A 578-nucleotide genomic window follows, 5' to 3' on the forward strand; every position below is an offset into this window, starting at 1 on the left:
CAGGGCGCGGCCGCGCGTACATGGCTCGCCGAGCGCGAAGCCGACCTGCTGCCAGTCGGATACTTCCACGTCGTGTTCACGCTGCTGGCCGAAGTCGCCGAGATCGCGTCCATCGGTACTGTGCGATGGTTGGGATCCAGTGTCGGGAAGGGGGCAACCTAGAGATAGCCCGACGGCCCCTTACGCAATGTCGCCACGGATAACCCGGACGTTCAGCTGCCTCAGCGCCGGCACGAGTTCCGCATGCCGTTCGAGCGCCGTGGCCCGTCGGGCCTTGAGCCTGCCGTCAACGGCACGGTCGTAGACCGCCACGCATTCCGCTCCGGTCAGCCGCGAATTGTACAGGATCCCGTCAACGGCGAACCCGTTAAAGAGAGTCTGGCTCAGCTTCGGGCCTTCCTCCTGTTGTTTGGCACGTGCAGCGTCGGTGCTGATCCCGAGCCGCAGCAGGCCGGTGGATCTACAATGTTGCTGACGCGTCCGGAGCCACGCCTGATTTCGCTGCCATTTCGCATTTCTACAATGCGACGCAGCTTCGCCGAGCTAGCATTCCAGCATCAACAAGGGTCTGCTAATGA

1 protein-coding gene and 1 pseudogene are annotated in these 578 nt (G+C 63.0%); both read left to right on the forward strand.

Features of this window, described 5'->3' with window-relative positions; all coding sequences use genetic code 11:
- Positions 1–108, forward strand: a pseudogene (locus tag NKI24_RS35890) (transposase zinc-binding domain-containing protein); the annotation flags it as partial.
- Positions 109–243: 135 nt separating this feature from the next.
- The coding region (locus NKI24_RS35895; RefSeq protein ID WP_352750956.1) for a hypothetical protein at positions 244–578 on the forward strand (335 nt) is incomplete at its 3' end.

This window comes from Mesorhizobium sp. M0701, from assembly GCF_040320365.1.
Lineage (GTDB): Bacteria > Pseudomonadota > Alphaproteobacteria > Rhizobiales > Rhizobiaceae > Mesorhizobium.